The 19,615-nt window shown below is 64.1% G+C and carries 20 protein-coding genes; 9 read left to right on the top strand and 11 right to left on the bottom strand.

All coding sequences use genetic code 11. The features are described from left to right. Nucleotides 1–5 precede the first annotated feature (5 nt). Nucleotides 6–2,069, bottom strand: a complete 2,064-nt coding sequence (locus KIH07_RS18030; RefSeq protein WP_226493285.1) for a sodium-translocating pyrophosphatase — start codon at nucleotides 2,067–2,069, stop codon at nucleotides 6–8. 310 nt (nucleotides 2,070–2,379) lie between these two features. Between KIH07_RS18030 and ppa the strand changes: the two genes are divergently transcribed. Further along, nucleotides 2,380–2,916, top strand: a complete 537-nt coding sequence (ppa, locus tag KIH07_RS18025; RefSeq protein WP_226493284.1) for an inorganic diphosphatase — start codon at nucleotides 2,380–2,382, stop codon at nucleotides 2,914–2,916. Nucleotides 2,917–3,041: 125 nt separating this feature from the next. On the opposite strand, the gene KIH07_RS18020 is transcribed toward ppa, so the two are convergent. The 6 genes from KIH07_RS18020 to KIH07_RS17995 all read right to left on the bottom strand — a co-directional run bounded on the left by KIH07_RS18020 (nucleotide 3,042) and on the right by KIH07_RS17995 (nucleotide 6,710). After that, complete coding sequence (locus KIH07_RS18020) at nucleotides 3,042–3,446, bottom strand: bactofilin family protein (protein WP_068168598.1); 405 nt, start codon at nucleotides 3,444–3,446, stop codon at nucleotides 3,042–3,044. A 4-nt stretch (nucleotides 3,447–3,450) separates the two neighbouring features. Then, nucleotides 3,451–3,969, bottom strand: a complete 519-nt coding sequence (locus KIH07_RS18015) for a hypothetical protein (protein WP_226493283.1) — start codon at nucleotides 3,967–3,969, stop codon at nucleotides 3,451–3,453. 45 nt (nucleotides 3,970–4,014) lie between these two features. After that, nucleotides 4,015–4,611, bottom strand: coding sequence for a bactofilin family protein (locus KIH07_RS18010; protein ID WP_226493282.1), 597 nt, complete (start codon nucleotides 4,609–4,611; stop codon nucleotides 4,015–4,017). A gap of 23 nt (nucleotides 4,612–4,634) precedes the next feature. Continuing rightward, the gene (locus KIH07_RS18005; protein ID WP_226493281.1) at nucleotides 4,635–5,075 is read right to left on the bottom strand and encodes a polymer-forming cytoskeletal protein; all 441 of its coding nucleotides are present in this window, start codon (nucleotides 5,073–5,075) and stop codon (nucleotides 4,635–4,637) included. Beyond that, on the bottom strand, nucleotides 5,066–5,383 hold the full coding sequence (locus tag KIH07_RS18000; RefSeq protein ID WP_226493280.1) for a hypothetical protein: 318 nt from the start codon (nucleotides 5,381–5,383) through the stop codon (nucleotides 5,066–5,068). The genes KIH07_RS18005 and KIH07_RS18000 overlap by 10 nt, the downstream gene beginning before the upstream one ends. A 91-nt stretch (nucleotides 5,384–5,474) precedes the next feature. Continuing rightward, a complete protein-coding gene (locus KIH07_RS17995; protein WP_226493279.1) occupies nucleotides 5,475–6,710 on the bottom strand; it encodes a GNAT family N-acetyltransferase in 1,236 nt (411 codons plus the stop codon). 90 nt (nucleotides 6,711–6,800) lie between these two features. Here KIH07_RS17995 and KIH07_RS17990 point away from each other — a divergent pair, with 90 nt between their 5' ends. Further along, nucleotides 6,801–8,495, top strand: a complete 1,695-nt coding sequence (locus KIH07_RS17990; RefSeq protein WP_226493278.1) for an NAD+ synthase — start codon at nucleotides 6,801–6,803, stop codon at nucleotides 8,493–8,495. Nucleotides 8,496–8,513: 18 nt separating this feature from the next. Here KIH07_RS17990 and KIH07_RS17985 read toward each other — a convergent pair whose 3' ends face one another. After that, a complete protein-coding gene (locus KIH07_RS17985; protein ID WP_226493277.1) occupies nucleotides 8,514–9,560 on the bottom strand; it encodes an asparaginase in 1,047 nt (348 codons plus the stop codon). A gap of 100 nt (nucleotides 9,561–9,660) precedes the next feature. On the opposite strand from KIH07_RS17985, the gene KIH07_RS17980 reads away from it, so the two are divergent. Then, nucleotides 9,661–9,999 carry a P-II family nitrogen regulator gene (locus tag KIH07_RS17980; RefSeq protein ID WP_068168637.1) on the top strand — a complete coding sequence of 113 codons (339 nt, stop codon included), beginning with the start codon at nucleotides 9,661–9,663 and terminating at the stop codon, nucleotides 9,997–9,999. 26 nt (nucleotides 10,000–10,025) lie between these two features. On the opposite strand, the gene KIH07_RS17975 is transcribed toward KIH07_RS17980, so the two are convergent. The 3 genes from KIH07_RS17975 to KIH07_RS17965 are packed head-to-tail and all read right to left on the bottom strand — an operon-like array spanning nucleotide 10,026 to nucleotide 11,579. Then, nucleotides 10,026–10,613: a TIGR00730 family Rossman fold protein gene (locus KIH07_RS17975; protein WP_226493276.1), complete on the bottom strand. Its 588-nt coding sequence runs from the start codon at nucleotides 10,611–10,613 to the stop codon at nucleotides 10,026–10,028. Nucleotides 10,614–10,637: 24 nt separating this feature from the next. Further along, nucleotides 10,638–11,081: a diacylglycerol kinase gene (locus KIH07_RS17970; protein WP_413465764.1), complete on the bottom strand. Its 444-nt coding sequence runs from the start codon at nucleotides 11,079–11,081 to the stop codon at nucleotides 10,638–10,640. Between the two features lie 18 nt (nucleotides 11,082–11,099). Beyond that, nucleotides 11,100–11,579: an RDD family protein gene (locus KIH07_RS17965; RefSeq protein ID WP_413465806.1), complete on the bottom strand. Its 480-nt coding sequence runs from the start codon at nucleotides 11,577–11,579 to the stop codon at nucleotides 11,100–11,102. 329 nt (nucleotides 11,580–11,908) lie between these two features. On the opposite strand from KIH07_RS17965, the gene KIH07_RS17960 reads away from it, so the two are divergent. The 6 genes from KIH07_RS17960 to KIH07_RS17935 all read left to right on the top strand — a co-directional run bounded on the left by KIH07_RS17960 (nucleotide 11,909) and on the right by KIH07_RS17935 (nucleotide 19,580). Next, nucleotides 11,909–13,684, top strand: coding sequence for an acetolactate synthase 3 catalytic subunit (locus KIH07_RS17960; protein WP_226493274.1), 1,776 nt, complete (start codon nucleotides 11,909–11,911; stop codon nucleotides 13,682–13,684). A 121-nt stretch (nucleotides 13,685–13,805) separates the two neighbouring features. Beyond that, nucleotides 13,806–14,297 carry an acetolactate synthase small subunit gene (gene ilvN, locus KIH07_RS17955; protein WP_226493273.1) on the top strand — a complete coding sequence of 164 codons (492 nt, stop codon included), beginning with the start codon at nucleotides 13,806–13,808 and terminating at the stop codon, nucleotides 14,295–14,297. Nucleotides 14,298–14,432: 135 nt separating this feature from the next. Continuing rightward, nucleotides 14,433–15,449 (top strand): ketol-acid reductoisomerase, encoded by a 1,017-nt coding sequence (ilvC, locus tag KIH07_RS17950; RefSeq protein WP_226493272.1) that lies wholly within the window; start codon nucleotides 14,433–14,435, stop codon nucleotides 15,447–15,449. Between the two features lie 159 nt (nucleotides 15,450–15,608). Beyond that, nucleotides 15,609–16,418, top strand: coding sequence for a CDP-diacylglycerol--serine O-phosphatidyltransferase (gene pssA, locus KIH07_RS17945; RefSeq protein WP_226493271.1), 810 nt, complete (start codon nucleotides 15,609–15,611; stop codon nucleotides 16,416–16,418). A 235-nt stretch (nucleotides 16,419–16,653) separates the two neighbouring features. Continuing rightward, a complete protein-coding gene (locus KIH07_RS17940; RefSeq protein WP_226493270.1) occupies nucleotides 16,654–18,195 on the top strand; it encodes a 2-isopropylmalate synthase in 1,542 nt (513 codons plus the stop codon). 176 nt (nucleotides 18,196–18,371) lie between these two features. Continuing rightward, a complete protein-coding gene (locus KIH07_RS17935) occupies nucleotides 18,372–19,580 on the top strand; it encodes a serine hydrolase (RefSeq protein WP_226493269.1) in 1,209 nt (402 codons plus the stop codon). Nucleotides 19,581–19,615: the final 35 nt, after the last annotated feature.

The following is a 19,615-nucleotide window of genomic DNA, read 5'->3' as shown; positions in this document are numbered from 1 at the left end:
CGGTCTCAGGCGGCCATGGGCAGCAGCGGCACGATCAGCAGGGCCACGATGTTGATGATCTTGATCAGCGGGTTCACAGCCGGGCCAGCGGTGTCCTTGTAGGGGTCGCCCACGGTGTCACCGGTGACGGCCGCCTTGTGGGCCTCGCTGCCCTTGCCGCCGTGGTGGCCGTCCTCGATGTACTTCTTGGCGTTGTCCCAGGCACCGCCGCCGGTGCACATGGAGATCGCCACGAACAGGCCGGTCACGATGGTGCCCATGAGCAGGCCGCCGAGCGCCTTGGGCCCCAGGAACAGACCGACCAGGATGGGAACGACCACCGGGAGCAGCGAGGGAATCACCATCTCCTTGATGGCCGCGGTGGTCAGCATGTCCACCGCGCGGCCGTACTCGGGCTTGGCCGTGCCTTCCATGATGCCCTTGATCTCGCTGAACTGGCGGCGCACTTCCACCACCACCGCACCGGCCGCGCGGCCCACGGCCTCCATGGCCATGGCGCCGAACAGGTAGGGGATCATGCCGCCGATGAACAGGCCCACGATCACCATCGGGTCGGAGAGGTCGAAGCTGATCTGGTGGCCGTAGGACTCCAGCTTGTGGGTGTAGTCGGCAAACAGCACCAGCGCGGCCAGACCGGCCGAGCCGATGGCGTAGCCCTTGGTCACGGCCTTGGTGGTGTTGCCCACCGCGTCCAGCGGATCGGTCACGTCGCGCACGCTGCTGGGCAGCTCGGCCATTTCGGCAATGCCGCCGGCGTTGTCGGTGATGGGGCCGTAGGCGTCCAGAGCGACCACGATGCCGGCCATGCTGAGCATGGCGGTGGCCGCGATGGCGATGCCGTAGAGGCCGGCGAGCGTGTAGGACGCCAGGATGCCGACGCACACGAACAGCACGGGCCAGGCGGTGGAGCGCATGGACACGCCCAGGCCGGCAATGATGTTGGTGCCGTGCCCGGTGGTGGAGGCCTGTGCGATGTGCTTGACCGGTGAATACTGGGTGCCGGTGTAGAACTCGGTGATCCAGACCAGCGCGGCGGTGAGCGCCAGGCCCACGGCGCAGGCGCCCCACAAACGCAGCTGGCTGCCGCTGGTGGTGATGGCGTTGTCCGGCATGATCCAGGCGGTCACGAAGTAGAACGCGATCAGCGACAACACACCGGCGATCGCCAGGCCCTTGTAGAGCGCGGGCATCACGTTCTTCATGCCCGGGCTGGCCTTGACGAAGAAGCAGCCGATGATGGAGGCGATGATGGACACGCCGCCCAGCACCAGCGGGTACATCACGGCCTGCATCGGTGCGGCGGTGATCATTAGGGCGCCGAGCACCATGGTGGCGATGAGCGTGACCGCGTAGGTCTCGAACAGGTCGGCGGCCATACCGGCGCAGTCGCCCACGTTGTCTCCCACGTTGTCGGCGATCACGGCCGGGTTGCGCGGGTCGTCTTCGGGGATGCCGGCTTCGACCTTGCCCACCAGATCGGCGCCGACGTCAGCGCCCTTGGTGAAGATGCCACCGCCCAGCCGCGCGAAGATGGAGATCAGCGAGGAGCCGAAGGCGAAGCCGATCAACGGGTTCAGCAGCTTGGCCAGGTCTTTGTCGGGCGTCAGGTTGCCGTTGCCCACCAGGAACCAGAAGAATCCGGCCACACCCAGCAGGCCCAGCCCCACCACCAGCATGCCGGTGATGGCGCCGCCGCGGAAGGCCACGTCCAGCGCCGGGCCGATGCCTTTGGTGGCGGCCTGCGCGGTGCGCACATTGGCGCGCACCGACACGTTCATGCCGATGAAGCCACAGGCGCCCGACAGCACCGCGCCCAGCACGAAGCCGATGGCGGTCTGCCCGTCGAGAAAAACAGCGATGAGAATGGTCAACACCACGCCGACGAGGGCGATGGTCTTGTACTGCCGGGCCAGATAGGCCGCGGCGCCGGTCTGGATGGCCCCGGCAATTTCCTGCATGCGGGCGTTGCCCGCGTCCTGAGAAAGAATCCAGCTGCGGGACCAGAAGCCGTAAGCCACGGCCACGAGTCCACACACCAGCGCAAACACCAGCGCAGATTGTCCAACCATAAAGTAACTCCTGCTCGTTTTTGACTTGGAGGGGGCAACGCCTCCGGGGTACCCCCGCTGCGTTGCTTCCTCGCGTCCTTGAACGGCATGCCTGAGAGCATGCTGGGCAGGGCGATTGGCCAACGCCCGGAATTTAGCGGGATTTGAGCCGCTTGGGAAATGATCTGGATCAGAAAGTAAGGCTGGCATCAGTAAAATCAGGGTAAATCCCGCCTGCGGGCGCACCGGTTTGCGCCACCTGTTCGGGTTCCCTGCGCCATGCCTATGCGCTTGTGACCGCCTCCGATTCCTCAACTCTCAGAAAATCCCCATGTCTCTCGACAACGTCACCCCTGGCAAGAACATTCCCGAAGCGTTCAACGTGATCATCGAAATTCCGATGAACGCCGATCCGATCAAGTACGAAGTGGACAAGGAAACCGGGGCGATCTTCGTGGACCGCTTCATGAGCACCGCCATGCACTACCCGACCAACTACGGTTACGTGCCCAAGACCCTGTCGGGCGACGGCGACCCGGTGGATGTGCTGGTGATCACCCCCGTGCCCCTGATTCCCGGTGTGGTGGTGCCTTGCCGCGCCATCGGCATCCTGAAGATGACGGACGAAGCCGGTGAAGACGGCAAGGTGCTGGCCGTACCGACCGACAAGATCCTGTCGCTCTACAGCCGCTGGCAAAAGCCGGAAGACCTCAACCCGATGCGCCTGAAAGCCATTGAACACTTCTTCGAGCACTACAAGGACCTCGAACCCGGCAAGTGGGTCAAGGTGCAGGGCTGGGAAGACAAGGCTTCCGCGCACAAGGAGATCATGGACGGCGTCGCCGCCTACAAAAAGAAGCAGGGCTGATCAAACGCTGGGCCCTCGGCGGCGCGCCGTGTGCGTGCGGCCAAGAAAACAAAAGGCCAAAAGGCCTGTACGGCGAACCGTACAGGCCTTTTGTTTTCGGGCGGTGCGCTGGGCGCCGCGAGGCTTCAGTTCGGGGCCGCGTCGATGTCTCCGCGGTACTCGATCTTGCCGCGCACCCGGGCGCGTGGGTGCATGTCGATCAGCTCGTCGTAGCTGGCGTCGCCGATCAGCGTGGCCGAACCGGTGATTTCCAGCGCCTTGCGCGCGATCACGGTGCCGATCACTTTGCCTTCAATGAACACATAGTCCGCTTCCAGCCGGGTGTTCTCGATCACGCCGGTGGCGCCCACGTGCAGCGTGCCGCCGGTTTCGAAGGTGATGTTGCCCTTGAGCTGGCCGTCGACCTTGATGCCCTGGTCGCGCGTGGTGTGGAAGTTGCCGTCGAAGACAGCACCTTCGGCGATCAGGCTGGTGATGGCCGAGAGGCGCTCGGCGGGGACGAGGCGGGTCGATGCGGGGTTGTGGCTCATGGGGTCAGGGCTCCTTGCTGTGCAACCAGTTTTCGGGTTTCAGATGAGGGGTGGAAGGGGGCGGTGCCGGTGGTGCGGTCTGTACCGCGGCCTGCGCGGTCGTCGCGGTGGGCCAATGGGTGTCGAGCCGCAGGCCCGCGTTGTGCGCTGCATCGACCGGGTCGATGCCCGAGGCGAGGGTGGTACTGGGGGGTGGGTCGTTCGCGGGTGGCGGCAGGACAGGGCCCTGAGGCCCAGGAGCGGACCCCATTGGCGGGTTTGGCGGTGTTGGCGGCAACGGAGCGCTGGATGCCACTGCCGGACGGGCTGTTTCGAAGGGCTTGCGCAGGCTGGGCCAGACACCGAGCCACAACAGGAGGCCCAGGCCGATGATCAGCACGATGGGCAGCACATAGCGCCTCAGGCACCACAGCAGCCAGCGCCCCAGCAGCCGGCGCCGGGCGACCCAGCGGTCGCGTCGCCAACTGGCCCGCAGCGCGGCCTGGCGCACAGCCTCGGTGTCGGGCACCGGCGCTTTCGCCATACGGTGGGGTGGTCGTGCCGATCCGTGCCACAGCATGGAGGACCGTCAGGTGCCCGGCTTCTGGACGGGCACACGCTCCAGCGTGGCGTTGAGGTCGGCGCCATTGACCTGGATGCGTCCATAACGCACCAGGCCGTGCACGCTGGCGGTGTCGTGCAACGAGACTTCGCCCTGGCCGGAATCCAGAATCCCGTCGGTGTGGCCCATGACGGAGATCTTCTGGGCGGTGATGTCGCCCTTGACGCGACCGGTTTCGGTCACCACCACGGCCACTGCGACGCCGGGGGCCTGCGTCAGATTGCCATCCACCTGACCAGCGATGCTGCAGGGGCCACGCAGTTCGGCGTTGCCCACGAAATGCATGCCTTCGGCCACCATGCTTCGGGCCTGACCTCCTTCGAGGACGTCAACCGGCACGGCCGCATGCACCTGGGGCTGCAGCAGCGGCAGATGTCCCGGCTGGCTCGGCGGCATGGCCCGTCCCACATCGATTTCCAGCGTATTGCCTTCGACCGGCTGCATGCCGTTGTTGTCCTGGAAGTCCTGCGGTGGTGGGGGCGGGTTGTCGTAGTCGTTCATGTCGTCGGTTCCTAAATCCTGTTCCAGATGGCGGTCGGGGTGCAGATAACGATCGGCTTTCATGGCAGTGGGTCGGATCGAGGGTGTCAGGGCTGGTCGATGTGCACGTCCTGCAGCACCGGCAGCTTGCTGCCGGGTTTGAGCGTCTTGAATGGCCCCTGCAGATCGGCGCCCTCGTACAGCTGCAGGCGTCGGGCCATGAGCGTGCCGGTGGAGACACCCGTTTTGGACACGTAGGCCATGCCCTGGCATTCGAGGCTGGTGTCGCTCGGGTCGGCGTCCGTCGCGCCCAGTTGCCCAAACAGATAGAAGTCGCCCATCACGCGAACCCTGCCACGAACCACGCCACCTGTCCAGACGATGAGGCGGCCGTTGACGCGGATGCGGCCGGAGATTTCGCCCTGCACGAGCAGGCCACCTTCAAACTGCAGCTCGCCGCTGAGCCGGCTGCCCGCCGCCACGCGGTTGACCACGTTCATGGCCACCGGGTCGAGCGTGAGCGTGTCCTGAGGGGTCTTCAGTTCCACCGGGTGACTCCCCAGAAAACCACCGAAACCAGCAGGCTCAGCAGCCCCAGCAGGGCGATCCACAGCGCGTGCCGTTCGAGGAAACCCCGCACGGGCCCCGGGCGAAGGCGGGGGCGCCCCACCGGATCGCTGGCATGGCTGAGCACCACCCAGTCGCGCCAGAGCTGTGTCAGGCGGCTCTCCCCGCTGCTCGGGTCGACGTCCAGCCCCTGGGCAGGGCCGCTGGGCACCACACGGCGCTTGCCCAACGAGACCGTGAACGGAGCGCCCACGATGGTCTGGGTGAAAAAAGCGTCGGTGTCGTCCATGTCGGCTGAGTGTAGTCAGTATGTAACCAGACACGGCCATCGCGCGGACCCCGGCGGGCTTGTGGGGTGGCGTGTCCTGGCGTGGCGGCGTTCAGTCGCTATTGTGGGGTATGTGCGCCGATGAACCGTGTGGCGGCGCACGCAGCGGGCTGCGTTGGGCCAGGTGGTCCAGGTACTGCCCGATGCCCGCGCCCTCGCGCTCCAGGAAACGCTCGACCGCGTCGGCAAAGGAGGGGTGGGCCAGCCAGTGGGCGCTGGTGGTTTTGACCGGCAGCAGGGCTCGCGCCATCTTGTGCTCGCCTTGCGCGCCGCCTTCAAAGCGCAGGAAGCCGTGCTCAATGCACCAGGCCAGTGGCTGGTAGTAGCAGGCCTCGAAGTGCAGGCAGTCCACCCGTTCCTGCGCACCCCAGTAGCGCCCATACGCGACCCGCGCGTCGGCATCGAGGGCGATCAGACTGCAGGCGATGGGGTGGCCAGCGCGTTCGGCCACGAACAGCAGCCAGTGGTCGGCCATGGTGTGGGCCATGCGCTGGAAAAAGTCGCGATTCAGATAGGGCGCGTTGCCGTGTTCGAGGTAGGTGCGCTCGTAGCAGCGGTAGAAAAAATCCCAGTCCGCGGGCGTGATGTCCTGTCCCCTGGCCCATCGGAAAGTCACCCCGGCATCGGCCACCTTGCGGCGTTCCTGGCGAATCTTTTTGCGTTTTTCCTGCTGCAGGCTTGCGAGGAAATGTTCGAAGTCGGTGAACGGTGTGAAAAGTGCGGAGGCCCCGTTCGTCCAGTGGAACTGCACGGTGTGGCGCAGCAGCATGCCGTTCTGCTCGCAGGCCGCGATGTCCTGCGGTTGGGCGAACAGCAGGTGCAGCGAGGACAGGTCTTCCTCGCGTGCGTGCTGGAGCAGGGCGCGCACCAGCGCGGCGCGGGCCTCGGGGTCGCGGGCCAGCAGCCGCGCGCCCGGCACCGGGGTGAAGGGCACCGCCACCAGCGCCTTGGGGTAGTAGTCGAGCCCGTGCTGGGCATAGGCGTTGGCCCAGGCCCAGTCGAACACGTACTCGCCGTACGAATGGTTCTTCAGGTACATCGGGCAGGCCGCGTGCAGTTCGTCGCCACGCCAGAGGGTGATGAACTGCGCCTGCCAGCCGGCCTTCTCCCGTGCACAGCCGCTGTCGTGCAGCGCCGCCAGGTACTCGTGGCGCATGAAGGGGCTGGGATCGGTTTCCAGCGCCAGCAAGTGGCTCCAGGCAGCGGCCGGGACGGCCGTGGGCGAGGCCAGGACCCGGGTGACATAATCGTTGGCGCGCTGGTGCGCAGACACTTTCTGCCCCTTCATGCCATGCCTGAAGGGGGCATTTCCCGGGTGGACGGACGGGGTATCTTTGACCCCGTGGCGGTGGCCCCCGCAGCAACTTTTCCAGATTCCATGACACTTCCCATTTGCGTGGCTCAGCTCAATTTCGTGGTGGGCGACATGGCCGGCAACGCCCGCAAGATCATCGATGCGGCGCGCCAGGCGCATGGCCGCGGCGCACGGGTGTTGCTCACACCCGAACTCGCCTTGTGCGGTTACGCCGCCGAAGACCTGTTCCTGCGCCCGGCCTTCATCGACGCCTGTGATGATGCCCTGAAAACCGTGGCCGCCGAGACCGCCGGCCTCAATGGCCTGCACATCGTGGTGGGTCATCCGGCCAGGGCGGCGGGCGCGAGCAACGTGGACCGGCGGGAACGCAGCGTGTCGGTGGCCCGCCTGCACAACGCCGCGAGTGTGTTGCTGGAAGGCCGGGTGCAACAGACCTACGCCAAGCGCGAGCTGCCCAACTACCAGGTGTTCGACGAACGGCGCTACTTTGTGCCGGGCCACGAGGCCTGCGTGTTCGACGTGCGCATGGCGGGTGACGTGGTGCGGGTCGGTTTGCTGATCTGCGAGGACGCCTGGTTCGACGAGCCGGCGGCCGATGCCCAGGCCGCTGGGGCCGACGTGCTGGCGGTCATCAATGCGTCGCCCTTTCACACCGGCAAGGGCGGCGAGCGCGAAGCCACCATGCGCGAGCGCGTGCGTGCCACCGGCCTGCCGCTGGTCTATGCCCACCTGGTGGGCGGCCAGGACGAGATCGTGTTCGAGGGGCGCAGCTTCGTGCTCGGCGACGACGGTGCGCTGGCGGGCCGGGCGGTGAGTTTTGAGGAAGCGCTGTTTGACGTGGCCTTCACTCGGCAGGGGTCGGGCTGGCGGATCGACGCCACCACCGACCGCGCCCACAGCCAGGAGGCCGACCTGTGGCACGCGCTGGTGCTCGGTGTGCGCGACTACATCGGCAAAAACGGATTTCCCGGCGCGATCCTGGGCTTGTCGGGCGGGATCGACTCGGCCCTGGTGCTGGCCATTGCGGTGGATGCGCTCGGCAAGGACCGGGTGCGCACGGTGATGATGCCCTCGCCCTACACGGCCGATATCTCCTGGATCGACGCGCGCGACATGGCCGAGCGCCTGGGTGTGCGCTACGACGAGATCGCCATTGCGCCGCAGTTCGACGCATTCAAGGCCAGCCTGGCCACCGAGTTCGCCGGCCTGCCCGAAGACACGACGGAAGAAAACCTGCAGGCGCGCATCCGCGGCACGCTGCTGATGGCCTTGTCCAACAAGTTCGGCAGCATCGTGCTGACCACCGGCAACAAGAGCGAAATGGCCACCGGCTACTGCACGCTGTACGGCGACATGGCGGGCGGTTTTGCCGTGATCAAGGACGTGGCCAAGACCCTGGTGTTCCGTCTGGCGCGCTGGCGCAACGCGCACGACCCCTATGGCACCGGTGCCAACCCGATCCCCGAGCGCATCATCACCCGTCCGCCCAGCGCCGAGCTGCGGCCCGACCAGAAAGACCAGGACAGCCTGCCCGAATACGCCGTGCTCGACGCCATCATCGAGCGCTACATGGAAAACGACCAGAGCCCCGACAGCATCGAGGCGGCGGGCTATGCGCGCGCCGACGTGGACAAGGTGGTGCGCCTGATCCGCATCAACGAGTACAAGCGCCGTCAGGCGCCGGTGGGCATTCGCGTGACCCACCGCAGTTTCGGCAAGGACTGGCGCTACCCGATCACCAGCAAATATCGGGCTTGAGTCTCCCACTGAAACGGCCTAGGAAAACGGCAACTCCAGCACCGCGCGCAGCTCGCCCACCTCGATGCCGGCAGCATTTTTCAGCGGCGGCGGGATCAGGCTGGCCAGGACCGCGCGGCTTTGTTCATCGAGCCAGCCGAGCTGCTCCAGCGCCGCCACGAAAGCCACCATCAGTGGCGTCAGCTGGCCGTCGCTGCATTTGGCCGCGATGGCCACGCCACGGCTGAAACTGGCCAGCACCTGCACACCGTCGGCGCCCACCTTGCTCACCCAGTCGCCACGGCCGGCGCGCATCAGCGCCAGATCGTTGCGACCCTGTCCACTGACCAGCTCGGGGTGTTGGCTCATGGCGCGAGCAATGCGCCGTGGGGCATCGCCGTACACTGGGTCCGGCGCGGCGAGCGTCAGGCGGGCGAAAGCGTGGGCCAGCGCGCGCAGCGGCAGCGCGTAGTTGGGGGCGCTGCAGCCGTCGATGCCCCACGCCAGCTGGTCCACCGGCACACCCGAGAAATGGCTCACACTGGTCCGGATCTGCTCCTGCACCGGGTGGTCAAGGTCGAGGTAGCCGCTCAGGGGCAGGCCGAGCGCACTGGCCAGCAACAACATGCCCGTGTGTTTGCCCGAACAGTTGTGGTGCAGACGGGTGAATCGCGCACCGGGCTCGGGCGTGGCGTCGTTGAAGCGGTAGAAGAACGGCGTGTGGGTGCCGCAGGCCAGCGCCGACTCGCTCGCACCGATGCGGGACAGCAGCGCAGCAACGCGCTCCACGTGCATGGGCTCGCCGTTGTGGCTGGCGCAGAGCAGGGCGATATCGGCGTCGTCCAGCCGATGGCTTTGTGCCGCCTGCGCGATCACGGGCATGGCTTGAAACGGCTTCAGCGCCGAGCGGGTGAAAACCGGCGTGTCGACGTCTCCCACACTCGCCAGCAGCCGGCCCTGCGTGTCCACCACGGCCAACGATCCGAAGTGGACGTTTTCCGGATGGATGCCCCGGACACTGACGGTGATGGGCACATGACGGGGCAGGGCGTGGGGCGCGGTGCGGACGGCTTCGGAAATGGGCATGGGCATGCTTCGGTTGGGGGTGCCTTCAGTGTACGCAGCGTGCGGCTGGCCTTGGGCATAAACTAGCGCATTCCCTCAAGACTTGCCCTGGAGAACACGCATGAAGCAGATCACCGCCGTCATCAAACCATTCAAGCTGGAGGAGGTGCGTGAAGCCTTGGCCGAGCAGGGTGTGACCGGTCTGACCGTGACCGAGGTGAAGGGGTTTGGGCGCCAGAAGGGACACACCGAGCTGTACCGGGGCGCCGAATACGTGGTGGACTTTCTGCCCAAGGTAAAGGTGGAGGTGGTGGTCAAGACCGACGACCTGGACCGCTGTGTCGACGCCATCATCCGCGCCGCGCGCACCGGCAAGATCGGGGATGGCAAGATTTTCGTCACCTCCGTCGAGCGGGTGGTGCGCATCCGCACCGGCGAAGAAGACGAAACCGCGGTCTGAGGGGAAGCGGCGGGTCCGCCCCCCATTCAGATCGCGTCGAGCTGGGCCGCGGGTGACAGGCCCGCAGCCTGCACCAGTTCGGGCAGCAGCCGGTGTGCGTCGCTGTCGACGCGGATCAGGTCCATCTGCCAGGCGCCCATGAACTGCGCTTCGACGCTGGTGCGCAGGAACTGCATCAACCCATCGTAGTAACCCGCCAGGTTGAGCAGGCCCACCGGTTTGTCGTGGTAGCCCAGCTGGCGCCAGGTCCAGACTTCAAAAAACTCCTCGAACGTTCCAATGCCGCCAGGCAGCGCAACGAATGCGTCTGCCTTTTCGGCCATCAGACGCTTGCGTTCATGCATGGTGTCGACCACGTGCAGTTCGGTGCAGCTGTGGTTGGCCCATTCCTTCTCCACCAGGGCCTTGGGGATGATGCCGACCACGCGCCCGCCCGCGTCCAACGTGGCCTGGGCCACGGTGCCCATGAGGCCGTTGCGACCACCGCCATAGACCAGTTGCCCTCCATGGCTGCCGATCCAGTGACCGACTGTGCGGGCAGCGTCGGTGAACTCGGGGCGGGCGCCAGGGCGGGAGCCGCAATAGACACACAGGGAAAAGTGGGGGGCCGTCATGGGACGTTGAAGAAGGTGAGGTGTTCAGACCAGCCGGGTCCAGAGCGCCGCAGTCCAGACGCCGAAACAAAGCAGCAGGCTCAGCAGCACGGCCGCGCTGCCCATGTCCTTGGCGCGTTTGGAGAGGTCGTGCCATTCCGGGCCGATGCGGTCGATGGCGGCCTCAATGCCGGTGTTCAGCAGTTCGACCACCATCACCGCGAGCACGGTGCCCGCCAGCAAGGCCACCTCGACCCAGCTGCGGCCCAGCCAGAAGGACAGCGGAACCAGCACCAGGGCGGCCAGCGCTTCCTGCCGGAAGGCCGTTTCGCCCCAGCCCGCGCGCAGTCCGGCCATGGAGTAACCGAAGGCGTGCAGCATGCGCGCCAGGCCGGTGCGCTGTTTCTGGGCGTTGACGGGTTCGCGGGCGGAACGGGTTGACACCGCAGGTGCGGTTGTGGCGGGGCGGTTGGGGGTGGTGGTGGGCATACCGGTAGACAAGAGACTTCAGGCCTGATGTTGGGCCGCCTTGAGGGGCGCTGCAGGCTTGTGGTGAACCAGCCGCGTGCCCGCGAGTGCGTCGTGCAGGAACTGGCGTTGGGGATGGAAGCGCGAAAGAACCGCCCAGATGGCCACCCAGCCGATCACGATCACGGTCAACTCGCCACCGGGCAATCTGAACGCGCCACCCACGGCCAACGGTGGCAGGAACCACATCCACGACAAGAGGTAGCGCAACAGCGCCCGCGCCTGGGTGAGCGGCTGCCCGCGGCGGTCCACCACGCGGATGTGCCAGGTCTTCAAGGCCAGCGTCTGGCCTTTGGCCCAGAACCAGGTGAAGTAGATGCCGAATACCACGAACAGAAAGCCCTGTTGCAGGTGGCGGTTGTCGAGCGCGTGGCGGGTTTGGGTGAGTGTCGAAAACAGGTAACCGGCAATGAACACCACGCCGAACAACAGGATGCCTTCGTACAGCCAGCAGGCCATGCGGCGTGTCAGGGACGGGGCGGTCAGGGAGGGCTGGGCCTGCAGGTTGGTGTCGGACGCGGTCATCGGATGCGGTGGAAAGTGGCCCCGAATTGTCGCATTGCGGCCAATATTCGCGGCCTGGCCACGATTGCATCCACCCTTGTTGATCCACAAGACGTGTTGCAGTGCGATAATCACAGGCTGCAATTCAACAGGCAAACGGGCCAAGGTCCGGCGGGTTATGTGTCCGCCCATGTCCATTGGCCTCAAGTCCCGACACCGCTTCACAAGAGTGGGTGAAGGGGCACCCAAGGTATTTCGTCAGAGAAATTCTCGAAAGGTTCATCATGGAAATCAACAAGGCCGAGCTGGCCTCCGCTGCCGCTGCCTCCGGTGCAGCCCCCCAAGAACTCCGCGGCGCAGAAATCCTCATCAAGGCCCTCCAGGCCGAAGGTGTGAAGTACATCTGGGGCTATCCCGGCGGTGCCGTGCTGCACATCTACGACGCGTTCTACAAGCAGGACACCATCCAACACGTGCTGGTGCGGCACGAACAGGCCGCTGTGCACGCCGCCGACGGCTACGCGCGCGCCACTGGTGACGTGGGCGTGGCGCTTGTCACCTCAGGTCCGGGCGTGACCAATGCCATCACCGGCATCGCCACCGCCTACATGGACAGCATTCCCATGGTGATCGTCACCGGCCAGGTCCCCACCGCCGCGATCGGCCTGGACGCCTTTCAGGAATGCGACACCGTCGGCATCACGCGCCCCATCGTCAAGCACAACTTCCTGGTGAAAGACGTGCGCGACATGGCGATGGTGATGAAAAAGGCCTTTCACATCGCCCGCAGCGGCCGGCCCGGCCCGGTGGTGGTGGACATCCCGAAGGACGTTTCCTTCAACAAGACCGTCTACACCGGTTACCCCGAGTCGGTGGTGATGCGGTCCTACAACCCGGTGCGCAAGGGCCATGGCGGCCAGATTCGCAAGGCATTGCAGCTGTTGTTGACGGCCAAGCGCCCCTACATCTACACCGGTGGCGGCGTGCTGCTGGGCAGTGCCGTGCAGGAGTTGCGCACGCTGGTCGACATGCTCGGGTACCCGGTGACGAACACGCTCATGGGCCTGGGTGCCTACCCAGCGACCGACCGCAAGTTCCTGGGCATGCTGGGCATGCACGGCACGGTGGAGGCCAACAACGCGATGCAGAACTGCGACGTGCTGCTGGCCGTGGGTGCGCGCTTTGACGACCGCGTGATCGGCAACCCCAAGCACTTCGCGCAGAACGAGCGCAAGATCATCCACGTCGACATCGACCCGTCGAGCATCTCCAAGCGCGTCAAGGTGGATGTGCCCATCGTTGGCGACGTGAAGGACGTGCTGACCGAGCTGATCAGCATGGTGCGCGAAAGCCCGCTCCGGCCCGACGAAAAGGCGCTCGCGGGCTGGTGGGACGCCATCGAAGGCTGGCGTTCGAAGGAATGCCTGAAGTACGACCGTGGCAACAAGGACGTGATCAAGCCGCAGTACGTGGTGGAAACGCTCTGGAACATGACCAAGGACGCCGATGCCTACATCACGTCCGACGTCGGCCAGCACCAGATGTGGGCAGCGCAATACTACAAGTTCAACGAGCCACGCCGCTGGATCAACTCCGGTGGCCTGGGCACCATGGGCGTGGGCATTCCCTATGCCATGGGCATCAAGCTGGCCAAGCCCGAGAGCGAGGTGTTCTGCGTGACCGGTGAAGGTTCGGTGCAGATGTGCATCCAGGAACTGTCCACCTGCCTGCAGTACAACACGCCGATCAAGATCATGGCACTGAACAACCGCTACCTCGGCATGGTGCGTCAGTGGCAGGAACTTGACTACGAGGGCCGCTACAGCCACAGCTACATGGATGCGCTGCCCAACTTCGTGAAGCTCGCCGAGGCCTATGGCCACGTCGGCATGCTGATCGAACGCCCGCAGGACGTGGAGCCGGCGCTGCGCGAAGCGCGCAAGCTCAAGGACCGCACCGTGTTCATGGACTTCCGCACCGACCCGACGGAGAACGTCTTCCCCATGGTGCGCGCCGGCAAGGGCATCACCGAGATGACCCTGGGCGCCGAAGACCTCTGACCCTGTTCACCCTGCCGCCCATCCATTTTGGGTGGTCGGCAGTCCCTTGACGAATCTATTTGCAGCCAATCCTGCGCATTACCGTGCGCAGGGGAGGGCTCAGAAAAGAGGAATCTCATTCATGAAACACATCATCGCTGTCCTGCTCGAAAACGAACCCGGCGCCCTCTCGCGCGTGGTTGGCCTGTTCTCTGCGCGGGGCTACAACATCGAATCCCTCACCGTGGCCCCCACGGAAGACCCCAGCCTCTCGCGCATGACGATCCAGACCACCGGGTCGGACGACGTGATCGAGCAGATCACCAAGCACCTGAACCGCCTCATCGAGGTGGTCAAGGTGGTGGACCTGACCGAAGGCGCCTACACCGAGCGTGAGCTCATGCTGGTGAAGGTGCGCGCGGTGGGCAAGGAGCGCGAGGAAATGAAGCGCATGGCCGACATCTTCCGTGGTCGTGTGATCGACGTGACCGAGAAAAGCTACACCATCGAACTCACCGGTGACCAGGGCAAGAACGACGCTTTCCTGGAAGCCATCGACCGCACCGCTATTCTGGAAACGGTGCGCACCGGTTCCTGCGGCATTGGTCGGGGTGAGAGAATCCTGCGCGTTTGACCTATTTCAGGGCTCAGCCATTGGCCCGTTCTGGCTGAGCCTGTCGAAGCCCCTGTCCACCGGACAGGGGTCCCGAGAGCCCTTCGACAGGCTCGCGAAGAACGGCAACACACCTCAAATCCACTGGAGCAATAGATGAAAGTTTTCTACGACAAAGACTGTGACCTGAGCCTGATCAAGGGCAAGACCGTGGCCATCATTGGTTATGGCTCACAAGGCCACGCCCATGCACAAAACCTGAACGACAGCGGCGTCAAGGTCGTGGTCGGCCTGCGCAAGGGCGGCGCTTCCTGGGACAAGGTCGGCAAGGCCGGCCTGACCGTGATGGAAGTCAACGACGCCGTGAAGGCGGCTGACGTGGTCATGATCCTGCTGCCCGACGAGCAGATCGCCGAGGTCTACACCAACAACGTCGCTCCCAACATCAAGCAGGGTGCTTCGCTGGTGTTCGCCCACGGTTTCAACGTGCACTACAACCAGGTCGTGCCCCGCGCCGATCTGGACGTGTGGATGGTGGCGCCGAAGGCCCCTGGCCACACCGTGCGCAACACCTACACGCAGGGCGGCGGTGTGCCCCACCTCATCGCAGTGCACCAGGACAAGAGCGGCAAGGCACGTGACCTGGCCCTGTCCTACGCCATGGCCAACGGCGGCGGCAAGGCCGGCATCATCGAGACCAACTTCAAGGAAGAGACCGAGACCGATCTGTTCGGCGAGCAGGCCGTGCTGTGCGGCGGTGCCGTCGAGCTGATCAAGATGGGTTATGAAACCCTGGTCGAAGCCGGTTATGCCCCTGAGATGGCCTACTTCGAGTGCCTGCACGAACTCAAGCTGATCGTGGATCTGATCTACGAAGGTGGCATCGCCAACATGAACTACTCGATCTCCAACAACGCGGAGTTCGGCGAGTACGTGACCGGCCCCGAAGTGATCAACGAAGAGTCGCGCAAGGCCATGCGCAACGCTCTGAAGCGCATCCAGAACGGTGACTACGCCAAGATGTTCATCCAGGAAGGCCGTCTGAACTACCCGAGCATGACCGCCCGCCGCCGCAACACCGCCGATCACCAGATCGAAGTGGTGGGCGCCCAGCTGCGTGCCATGATGCCCTGGATCGCCAAGAACAAGCTGGTCGACCAGACCCGCAACTGATCCGGGCGTGGAAGCGCTGCCGGGCGAGCGACCCGTGGCGCTGCTCATTGCGATACAAAGGCCACTTCGGTGGCCTTTGTCTTTTCAGTCGATGGACTCGCTGGCTTACACTGCCACCCACGAGCCTTGGCTCGCCATACGGCTCCAACCGAGACATTCATGCACGACGGAATCGATCCTCTGAACCAGACAACCATTGAACCACCGCGGCGGCGCAAGGGCATCTACATGTTGCCCAACATGATCACGCTCGCTGCGCTGTTCGGTGGGTTCTACGCCATTGTCATGGCCATGAACGGCCGCTTTGATCTGGCCACGGTCGCCATCTTCGTGGCCATGGTGCTCGACAGCCTGGATGGCCGCGTGGCCCGGATGACCCACACACAAAGTGCGTTTGGCGAGCAGATGGATTCGCTGTCCGACATGGTGTCGTTCGGTGCCGCGCCCGCGTTGATTGCCTACGTCTGGACGCTCAACGATCTGGGGCGCTGGGGCTGGATCGCTGCGTTCGTGTACTGCGCTTGCGCGGCTCTGCGGCTGGCCCGCTTCAACGTCAACACCGGCGTGGTGGACAAGCGCTTCTTCCAGGGGCTGCCATCGCCAGCGGCCGCGGCTCTGGTGGCCGGGTTCATCTGGCTCATGACCGAGGCCGAGATACCTCCCTCGGATGTGACCTGGGTGATGTTCGCTCTCACCCTGTACGCTGGTTTGACCATGGTCACCAATGTGCCCTTCTACAGTTTCAAGGATCTGAGTCTCAAAAAGAGCGTGCCGTTTGCCGCGATTGTGCTGGTGGCTCTGGGTATCGCCATCATCAACATCCATCCGCCCACTGTCTTGTTTGGCCTTTTCGTGGTCTACGGCCTGTCGGGGTACGCGGTCTATTTCTGGCGCAAGGCCAAGGGGCGCCCGACCAGTGTGATCAGCACCTCCACCGATGAACCCGATGAGCGTGGGTTGCACGATTGAGCGGGTCCATGGCGTTTGCGACGTCACGTTGTCTCGGCGGGTCTTCCTTTGTGATACATTGCTTGACATGAAACAAGTTTCGCTCTCGCTACTACTGGGTGTCCACAACGGGCAGGTCTGGTAACGCGCGAGTGATTTCCAACAACGGCCCGTTTGCACCTGCAGCGGGCCGTTTTGTTTTGGGCTGCGGGTTTTTTCAAGAGTGGTCTACGAGACCACACACCGGAGAATTGAGATGAGCGACAAACTGATCATTTTTGACACCACCTTGCGCGACGGCGAGCAGTCGCCCGGCGCCTCCATGACCAAGGACGAGAAGCTGCGCATCGCACGTCAGCTGGAACGTCTGAAGGTGGACGTGATCGAGGCCGGTTTCGCCGCCAGCTCCAACGGTGATTTTGATTGTGTGCAGGCCATCGCCAACACCATCAAGGATTCCACGGTGTGCTCGCTGGCACGGGCCAACGACCGCGACATTTCCCGTGCGGCGGAGGCTCTCAAAGGGGCCAACCGGGCGCGCATCCACACCTTCATTGCGACCAGTCCGTTGCACATGGAGAAGAAGCTGCGCATGACGCCCGATCAAGTGTTCGAGCAGGCCAAGCAGTCGGTGCGCTTTGCTCGCAATCTGGTCGACGACATCGAGTTCAGTCCCGAAGACGGTTATCGCAGTGACATGGACTTTCTTTGCCGCGTGCTCGAGGCGGTCATCAAGGAAGGCGCCACCACACTCAACATCCCAGACACGGTGGGCTACGCGATTCCCGAGCTGTATGGCGATTTCATTCGCACCCTGCGCGAGCGCGTGCCCAACTCGGACAAGGCGATCTGGTCCGTTCATTGCCACAACGACCTGGGTATGGCGGTGGCCAACTCGCTGGCGGGTGTCAAGATCGGCGGCGCTCGTCAGGTGGAGTGCACCATCAACGGCCTGGGTGAGCGCGCCGGCAACTGTTCGCTGGAAGAAGTCGTGATGGCGGTGCGCACGCGTCGCGACTATTTCAACCTCGACGTGGGCGTTGATACCACGCAGATCGTGCCTGCCAGCCGCATGGTCAGCCAGACCACGGGTTTCGTGGTGCAGCCCAACAAGGCCGTGGTGGGAGCCAATGCCTTTGCCCATGCCAGTGGCATCCACCAGGACGGCGTGCTCAAGGCGCGAGACACCTATGAAATCATGCGGGCCGAAGACGTTGGCTGGAGTGCGAACAAGATTGTGTTGGGCAAGCTCAGCGGTCGGAATGCCTTCAAGCAGCGTTTGCAGGACCTGGGCATCGAGATGGAGTCCGAGAGCGAGATCAACACCGCATTTGCCGCCTTCAAGGAACTGGCCGATCGCAAGAGCGAGATCTTCGACGAAGACATCCTCGCCCTGTGCAGTGACGAGAGTGTGACCACCGAAAAGGAGCAGTACGGCCTGGTGTCGCTCTCGCAGCGCAGTGAAACCGGCGAGCGGCCCCATGCCCGCGTGGTGTTTACCGTGGCGGGCAAGGAGTTCCTCGGTGAATCCGACGGCAACGGGCCGGTGGATGCCTCATTGAAAGCCATTGAAACCCATGTCAAGAGCGGCGCCGAACTGGTGCTGTACTCGGTCAATGCCATCACGAGTGGTTCGACCGAAAGCCAGGGGGAAGTGACCGTGCGGTTGCAACACAGCGGGCGGGTCGTCAATGGCGTGGGGGCGGACCCGGATATCGTGGTCGCGTCGGCCAAGGCCTATCTGAGTGCGCTCAACAAATTGCACAGCAAGGCGGACCGTGTGGCAGCCCAAGGATAAAGCTTTTAAAATCAATGACTTGCAAATCTTGGTATCGTGAACAGTTGAATTGATACCGAAAGTAGCACCTGTTCTACCGATCATCGAAGAAACTTAGGCAAGCTTTTGATATTGCTAGTTTTTCTTGGGTTGTCTATACTCCACTCCAGCACAACATCTGTTGCTGGAGTGGCGTCATGGTCCTTTGCTCGAATCGCATCCGAAAAATCCTGCAAACGACCGCCTGCCTGGCTCTAACCGCCGCGCTGGCCATTCCGCTGTCGGTGCAGTCCGCCACCCAGACCCGTTCGAGCGAAAAAGGCAAAAGGCCTGTCGCCACCAAGTCCGCGGACAAAAGAAACACGGCGGTTGCCAAAACCCATGCCCGGAAGACGTCGGTTGTCCAGGCCAAGCGCAGCACCGCGCCGAGCTCCAAGCGACTGGCCAAGAACACCCGCAAAAAGTCGGCAACCACCCTGGCGAGGTCAAAGGGCGGCAAGCTGCGCGTGGCCAGCAGCAAGTCCCGGCGGTATACGGCGGCCGCGTACAGCCGGCCAGCGAGCGTGGTCCGTGTGTCCGTGCCGGCCCGGCTGTCCGTGGGCGAGCGCCTGGGGCTGCGCAGCAGCCTGGACCCGCTGGACTTGAACTCGAGCGTGGCGCTGGTGATTGATCAGGACACCCGCGAAGTTCTGTTCAGCAAGAACGACGCGGCGGTGCTTCCCATCGCTTCGTTGACCAAACTCATGACGGGTCTGGTGATTGCCGACGCCAACCTGCCGATGGATGAATTGATCACCATCACCCAGGATGACGTGGATACCCTCAAAGGAAGTCGGTCGCGCTTGGCAGTGGGCACCACCCTGAGCCGGGGTGAGTTGATGCACCTCGCTTTGATGTCCAGCGAGAATCGCGCTGCCCACGCGTTGGGGCGTACCTACCCAGGTGGCTTGCACCAGTTCGTGAGCCTTATGAACCAGAAGGCTTTTGAGTTGGGTATGGGCGATACCCGCTACGTGGAGCCCACCGGTCTGTCGAGCCTGAATCAGTCCAGTGCCCGTGATCTGGCCACGCTGGTGTCTGTGGCCTACGAGCGGCCGATTCTGCGCAGTCTGTCCACCTCGCCTAGCTACTTGGTGGAGCTGGGCGATCGCATGCTTCAGTTCAAGAACTCCAATCGTTTGATTCGCAGTCCGGATTGGGACATCGGGTTACAAAAGACGGGCTATATCTCTGAAGCGGGTCGATGCTTGGTGATGCAGGCGAAGGTGGCGGATCGCAAACTCATCATGGTGTTCCTGGACTCGGCGGGTAAGCTGGACCGTGCGCAGGATGCCGAGCGTGTGCGTCGGTGGGTGGAGGCCCAAACGCCGCCGTCTCAGGCCGTGCTTGTCAGACCTCAAGGCTGAGCATTCCGGAATGAGCGGGGCACAAAGAGTTCCGC

The organism is Hydrogenophaga taeniospiralis, assembly GCF_020510445.1.
Classification (GTDB): Bacteria; Pseudomonadota; Gammaproteobacteria; order Burkholderiales; family Burkholderiaceae_C; genus Hydrogenophaga.
Note: the sequence above shows the minus strand (reverse complement) of the source record. Positions and strands in the feature narration are given on the sequence as shown.